Raw genomic sequence first — 6,000 nt, forward strand, 5'->3', positions numbered from 1 at the left:
TTGCAGACACGCTTGCGCATCCTCGCGGCCTGTTCGCCTCCTCTTCCAGGTTGCGGCGATACATACGCCGCTTCCGAATTTCGGTAAAACAGAATGTATTGGACGGCGCGGATTGACCCATGTCTGGCGTGTCTTGCCCGACGGGGAACACAAGGGATGTAGCTCGCCCCTCAGTCGCGTTCGAAGATCCGTGCACCCGGATAGGCGCGCCTGGCATACTGGACGACCAACTGCCGATCCTGGGTTTCCAGAAACGGCGTTCGGATCTGACAGGACCCGACGATGAGGTGCCACAAGCCGTTGAGCTTTCGAATGACGACGTTCATTTGAGCTTCCTCGCAGTGACCCGAGTGGACTCAAATTGTAAGAATCTCCCGCCGTCGCTCAATTGTACCAGTGTAAGATCGGCGCATGAGAAGGATTTGAGGAGATATACAAAGGTATGTTGGCCGAGACCTCAACACCCCCCGGCGCCGATCGCTTCGCGAGGAGTCAAACGGGGGGCCAACCGTGACAGGTGAACGCGATCTCGACGCGCTGCTGAGGAACATGAAGCCGGAGATGCCGGGCGGCACCTTCGTGTTTTGCACGCTCGCGCCGAGCGCGAGCATTCCAGCCACCATCAGCCCGGTGCTGACGTTCCGCGAACGCGAAGGAACGACACTGGTCGTACTGCACGAGGAGGCTGAACGTGCCGAACTGCGCCACGAACTTCCCTCGCGCCTGATCACCCTGACGGTTCACTCCGCACTCGATGCGGTGGGCTTTCTGGCGGCAGTCACGTCACGTCTGGCCGAAGCCGGCATCAGCGTGAATGCGGTTTCGGCCTTCCATCACGATCACCTATTTGTGCCGGCGGACCGAGCCGACGAGGCGATGGCGGTTCTACAAGAGATGGCCAAGCCCAAGTAGACGGGTCCTGTCAGCGTAGCCCGGATGGCGCGCAGCGCGATCCGGGACTATGCATCCTCAATGAAAGGCCTGCCGGATTGCGCTGCGCGCCATCCGGGGCTACCGGTCACCTCAATCCGCGACCGCTACCGCCTCGATCTCGATCAGCCATTCCGGCGCTGCGAGCGCCGAGACGCCGACGAGGGTAGAGGCCGGCGGCTCCATGCCTTCGAAGAAGGCGGAGCGCGCCTTGCCGATGATGGGGCGCAGCTCCGGCTTGTAGTTCACCACGAAGGTCGTGATCTTGACGATGTTGGCGTAGGTCGCGCCGGCCGCTTTCAGCGCGTGGCCGAGATTCTGCATCACCTGCGTCGTCTGCGCGGCGATATCGCCCTCGCCCACGATCCGTCCCTCCTCGTCCACAGACACCTGACCGGAGATGTAGATGGTCCGCGCACCGGAGGCGGTGACGACGTGGGAATAGGCGGGATTGTGATGCAGGCCGCTGGGGCGGAGATGATCGAGCTTGGGCATGGGGCTGGCTCCCGGATGTTTGTGGTTGGCAGGGAGCGTAGCCGGAGAGCGAGCCGAGGGCCAGCCCGTCATTGCGAGGAGCACTTGCGACGAAGCAATCCAGACTGTGTCCACAGAAGCAGGCTGGATTGCTTCGCTGCGCTCGCAATGACGGAGGAGAGAATTGGCAGCGCAACTCTCGCTGTCATTCCGGGGGCGGTCCGCAGGACCCAACTATGGCGCGCACTTGCGCACATGAGAATCCCGAGATTCCGGGTTCTCGCTTCGCGAGCCCCGGAATGACGGCTGAAGCTCAATTGCAGGGCTTGCTGTCCTTCACGTCGAACTTGCCCATCGCGCCGGAGATCACGAAATCGTTGTAATCGAGCACGAGCTGGCGCGAGACGCCGTTCTCGTAGAGCTCGAACGCCATGGCGTAGACCGGCGTCTGCTCGCCCTCCTTCTGCTGGGCGTCGCGGTCGAAATAGCTGACGGTGACGGGCCAGCGCTTGAGCGATTTCATGTGCTCGTCCGACGTCGACGGATCGGACGAGGTGGCGCGGTCGGCCGGGATCGGCTGGCCGATCACGGTCAGCGTGTTGTAGACTTTCTGGCCATCGTCGGAACCGTCATAGACGGAGAGCTCGAGCAGCGACTTGCCGTCCCTGGCGGCGGCGATGATGCGCTGGATCTGCTCGGTCGGGAACACGATCCTGCCGTCGAGCGTGAAGCTCTTCGGCGCCGGCAGCTTCAGCTTGACGTTGATGTGGTCGCCATCGCGCTCCGCCGAGCCGTCGACGCGGCCGGCGTCGGCCTCGTTCATGCGCGTCTCGATCTTGAAGCGATAGCTCTTTCCCGCGGCGTCCTCCCAGGAATTGGAGCGGAGATCGCTGAGCGTGACCTTGCCCTCGCCGCTGTCGAGCTCGGAGACCTGGCGGAACTCGGAGGTGTAGCCCTCGCACGAACTTCCGGTGAAATTGTAGAGGATGCGGCCGCGCGCGCTGTTGACCGAATTCGACCGCGATTTCACCAGGCTGAGGTCATAGAGCGCCTGATGCGCGAGAAACGGACCGTTGGCGGCCAGCACCCCGCCGCCGGAGCCGAAAGCGGCCGCCGCGAGCGCCATCACACCGAGCGAAGTCCGGAAAAGGTGCACCATGTCTATTCCCTGGGGAAGCGCAGATTCGACATTTTAATGACCGTTCCATTGCGTCGCAACTGAGGCCGTTTCACGTAAAGTTGCGGCCCGCGCGCTGAACCGCCTGCCCTGCCTCAACAAAATGCACCCCGCTCGGGTTGCTTGCATGTCACGGCACGATGGGCGAAACAGGGCGCATCCGGCCGCATCTGACGCGCCGGAGCGGATGAAATTCCTGGACATCGAGGTCGAGACATGGCGGGCACGGTCGAGCAGAAACTGGCGGAACAGGGCATCAAGCTGCATGAGGCCCCCACCCCCGTCGCCAATTACGTGCCGTTCGTGCGCACCGGCAATTTGTTGTTCGTCTCCGGCCAGGTCTGCTTCGATCCCGCCGGCAAGCTGATCGCCAAGGGCAAGCTGGGCGCCGGCGTCTCGATCGAGGACGGCGCCGCAGCGGCGCGCGGCTGCGCCGTCAACCTGCTGGCCCAGGTCAAGGCGGCGCTCGGCGACCTCGACAAGGTCGTGCGTGTGGTTCGCCTCGGCGGCTTCATCAACTCGGCCCCGGACTTCCTGGACGGGCCGAAGGTGCTCAACGGCGCCTCCGACCTGATGGTCGCCGCCTTCGGTGACAAGGGCCGCCACGCCCGCACCACGGTCGGCGTCGCCTCGCTGCCCGCGGATGCGGCGGTCGAGGTCGACGGCGTGTTCGAGGTCGCCTGACGCGCATGCGCGCTCCCGATTGGCTGACAGCCCGGCCGGTCGCCCATCGCGGCCTGCATGACATTTCGCGCGGCATCGTCGAGAACATGCCGGGCGCCGTGCAGGCTGCGATTGCGGGTAATTTCTCGATCGAGGTCGACATCCAGCTCTCCGCCGACGGCGAGGCCATGGTGCATCACGACCACGCGCTTGGCCGCCTCACCGAGGAAACCGGCGAAGTGGTCGAGAGAACCGCGGCGGAGCTCAGGGCAGTGAAGTTCAAGGACACGGCCGAGCGGATGATGTCGCTGTCCGACCTCTGCGCGATGGTCGCCGGCCGCGTCCCGCTGGTGATCGAGGTGAAGAGCCATTTTGGCGGCGACCGCAGGCTGGCGAAGCGGATGGCGGAGGTGCTGGCATCCTATGACGGCCCCGCGGTCGGCATGTCCTTCGATCCCGACCAGGTGCTGGCGCTGCGCGAGCTGCTGCCCTCCCGCCCGCGCGGCATCGTCGCGCAGCGGACCTATGAGGACGAGTACTGGGCCAAGCTGACCCAGCAGCAGCGCGACAGCATGCTGTACCTGCGCCACGGTTTTCAGACCCAGCCCCACTTCGTCGCCTTCAAGGTCGATCACCTGCCGGCCCCCGCCCCCTGGATCGCCCGCAATGTGTTCGGCTGCGCACTGCTCGGCTGGACCGTCCGCACGTCCGAGCAGCGAACGCGGGTCGGGCAGTATGCCGATCAGATGATTTTTGAGGGGTTCGTGCCGTAGGGGCGCGGAATGCTCCCTCAACCGTCATTGCGACGGCGGTCGTAACCGCTAGACCGTCAGTTCCCGCCTCTTGAAGTCGCTGCTGCAATGCACGATCTTGGGCACGATGGCATCATCTGAAATCACGCTCGAGGCGGTACCTTCCATTGGCGAGGTATCGCCACAGGATTGGGACGCCTGCGCCAATCCCGGCGGCAAATGTAACGGGCTTGGCGCGGGAACCTCATCCGCCCTTCCAGGCGATTCCCTCGGCCTCTCAAAATCCGACTATAACCCCTTCGTCTCGCACGCATTTCTCTCGGCCGTCGAGACCTCGGGTTCAGCAACCATCCGCACCGGCTGGGGGCCGCGGCATCTCATGGCCAAGCTCGACGGCCGCGTCGCCGGCGTCGTGCCCTGCTATCTGAAATCGCACTCGCAAGGCGAATACGTCTTCGACCGCGGCTGGGCGGATGCCTATGAGCGCGCCGGTGGACGCTACTACCCGAAGCTCCAGGTGTCGGTTCCCTTCACGCCGGCCACGGGGCCCCGGCTGCTGGTCCGCGACGGCGTCGATCGCGGACGCATCATGGACGCGCTCGCAAGCGGGCTGGTGGCGCTGTGCGGCGTCAGCAAGGCCTCCTCGGTGCACGTCACCTTCGCGCGCGAGGCGGAATGGAAGCTGCTCGCCGAGCACGGCTTCCTCCAGCGTACCGACCAGCAGTTCCACTGGCACAACCACGGCTTTGCGACCTTCGACAATTTCCTCGCCACGCTGAACTCGCGCCACCGCAAGTCGATCAAGCGCGAGCGGCGCGATGCGCTCGCCGCGGGCGTCACCATCCATTGGCTGACGGGCGGCGACATCACCGAGGATGCTTGGGACGCCTTCTTCGAATTCTACATGGAGACCGGCTCGCGCAAATGGGGCCGGCCGTATCTGACGCGCGAGTTCTTCTCGCTGATCGGCGAGACCATGAGCGAGGACGTGCTGCTGGTGATGGCTCGCCGCAACGGCCGCTGGATCGCGGGCGCGATCAACTTCATCGGCTCGGATACGCTGTTCGGGCGCAACTGGGGCGCCGTCGAACATCATCCGTTCCTGCATTTCGAGGTCTGCTACTATCAGGCGATCGATTTCGCCATCAATCGTGGCCTCGCGAATGTCGAGGCCGGCGCACAGGGCGAACACAAGATCGCGCGCGGCTACCTGCCGCGCACCACCCATTCCGCCCACTTCATCGCCGATCCGGGCTTGCGCCGCGCCATCGACGATTATCTCAAGCGCGAGCGCGCCTATGTTGCGGAAGCCGGACGGGAGCTGGCCGAGCTCGGCCCGTTCCGCAAAGGCATCGACGAGGCGCCTTGACGCCTCGCCGTCGCTGGTGACAGTAAGCGCAAACTGTTCGAGGAGCCGCCATGACCGCCTACGACACCAACAACATCTTCGCAAAGATCCTGCGCGGCGAGCTACCCTGCTACAAGGTGTACGAGGACGAGCACGTCTTTGCCTTCCTCGACATCATGCCGCGCGTGCCAGGCCACACGCTGGTGATCCCGAAGGCCCCTGCCCGCAACATCCTCGACATCAAGCCTGACGACTATGCCCAAGTCGCCCGCGGCGCGCACAGGATCGCGGCCGCCGCGATGAAGGCGTTCGAGGCCGACGGCATCACCGTGCAGCAGTTCAACGAGCCGGCCGGCGGACAGGTGGTGTTTCACCTGCACATGCACGTGATGCCGCGCCACGACGGCGTCGCCATGTTGCCCCCGGCGAGCCGCAAGGAAGACGCCAAGGTGCTGGAACAGCACACGGCCAAGCTGATCGCGGCGTTGAAGGCGGGCTAGATCTCACCACTCGTCATTGCGAGCGAAGCGGTCGCGGTAGGGACGCTCATTGCTGGGCGCCCCCCGCACAGATCCGTACGTGCGGCTTTCCCGCATACGGCTCCCACCTCGGGTGAGTAGCGGTGAAGCGTGTTCGGGGCCAAGGATGGAGGATTT

General features: G+C 64.5%; 8 protein-coding genes. 5 read left to right on the top strand and 3 right to left on the bottom strand.

Annotation, left to right across the window (positions count from 1 at the left end; genetic code table 11):
• Window positions 1–170 precede the first annotated feature (170 nt).
• Window positions 171–326, bottom strand: coding sequence for a hypothetical protein (locus GPL20_RS39035; RefSeq protein WP_008548553.1), 156 nt, complete (start codon window positions 324–326; stop codon window positions 171–173).
• Between the two features lie 184 nt (window positions 327–510).
• Between GPL20_RS39035 and GPL20_RS29325 the strand changes: the two genes are divergently transcribed.
• A complete protein-coding gene (locus GPL20_RS29325; protein WP_254125690.1) occupies window positions 511–912 on the top strand; it encodes an ACT domain-containing protein in 402 nt (133 codons plus the stop codon).
• Between the two features lie 111 nt (window positions 913–1,023).
• Here GPL20_RS29325 and GPL20_RS29330 read toward each other — a convergent pair whose 3' ends face one another.
• Both GPL20_RS29330 and GPL20_RS29335 read right to left on the bottom strand, forming a co-directional pair.
• On the bottom strand, window positions 1,024–1,425 hold the full coding sequence (locus GPL20_RS29330) for a RidA family protein (protein WP_014494674.1): 402 nt from the start codon (window positions 1,423–1,425) through the stop codon (window positions 1,024–1,026).
• 292 nt (window positions 1,426–1,717) lie between these two features.
• Window positions 1,718–2,563, bottom strand: a complete 846-nt coding sequence (locus GPL20_RS29335; protein WP_157334215.1) for a cell envelope integrity EipB family protein — start codon at window positions 2,561–2,563, stop codon at window positions 1,718–1,720.
• A gap of 234 nt (window positions 2,564–2,797) precedes the next feature.
• On the opposite strand from GPL20_RS29335, the gene GPL20_RS29340 reads away from it, so the two are divergent.
• The 4 genes from GPL20_RS29340 (at window position 2,798) to GPL20_RS29355 (ending at window position 5,844) form a co-directional block, all read left to right on the top strand.
• Window positions 2,798–3,265: a RidA family protein gene (locus tag GPL20_RS29340; protein WP_018321130.1), complete on the top strand. Its 468-nt coding sequence runs from the start codon at window positions 2,798–2,800 to the stop codon at window positions 3,263–3,265.
• Window positions 3,266–3,270: 5 nt separating this feature from the next.
• A complete protein-coding gene (locus tag GPL20_RS29345; RefSeq protein WP_157334217.1) occupies window positions 3,271–4,017 on the top strand; it encodes a glycerophosphodiester phosphodiesterase in 747 nt (248 codons plus the stop codon).
• 106 nt (window positions 4,018–4,123) lie between these two features.
• Window positions 4,124–5,365, top strand: a complete 1,242-nt coding sequence (locus tag GPL20_RS29350; RefSeq protein ID WP_157334219.1) for a GNAT family N-acetyltransferase — start codon at window positions 4,124–4,126, stop codon at window positions 5,363–5,365.
• Between the two features lie 50 nt (window positions 5,366–5,415).
• Window positions 5,416–5,844 carry an HIT family protein gene (locus GPL20_RS29355; RefSeq protein ID WP_157334221.1) on the top strand — a complete coding sequence of 143 codons (429 nt, stop codon included), beginning with the start codon at window positions 5,416–5,418 and terminating at the stop codon, window positions 5,842–5,844.
• Window positions 5,845–6,000: the final 156 nt, after the last annotated feature.

This window comes from Bradyrhizobium cajani (assembly GCF_009759665.1).
GTDB lineage: Bacteria > Pseudomonadota > Alphaproteobacteria > Rhizobiales > Xanthobacteraceae > Bradyrhizobium > Bradyrhizobium cajani.

Excerpts from the sequence above, each read along its gene's own strand:
- GPL20_RS39035 (WP_008548553.1), bottom strand. The coding sequence starts at position 326 with ATGAACGTCGTCATTCGAAAGCTCAACGGCTTGTGGCACCTCATCGTC.
- GPL20_RS29340 (WP_018321130.1), top strand. The coding sequence starts at position 2,798 with ATGGCGGGCACGGTCGAGCAGAAACTGGCGGAACAGGGCATCAAGCTG.
- GPL20_RS29355 (WP_157334221.1), top strand. The coding sequence starts at position 5,416 with ATGACCGCCTACGACACCAACAACATCTTCGCAAAGATCCTGCGCGGC.
- GPL20_RS29350 (WP_157334219.1), top strand. The coding sequence starts at position 4,124 with ATGGCATCATCTGAAATCACGCTCGAGGCGGTACCTTCCATTGGCGAG.
- GPL20_RS29335 (WP_157334215.1), bottom strand. The coding sequence starts at position 2,563 with ATGGTGCACCTTTTCCGGACTTCGCTCGGTGTGATGGCGCTCGCGGCG.
- GPL20_RS29330 (WP_014494674.1), bottom strand. The coding sequence starts at position 1,425 with ATGCCCAAGCTCGATCATCTCCGCCCCAGCGGCCTGCATCACAATCCC.
- GPL20_RS29345 (WP_157334217.1), top strand. The coding sequence starts at position 3,271 with ATGCGCGCTCCCGATTGGCTGACAGCCCGGCCGGTCGCCCATCGCGGC.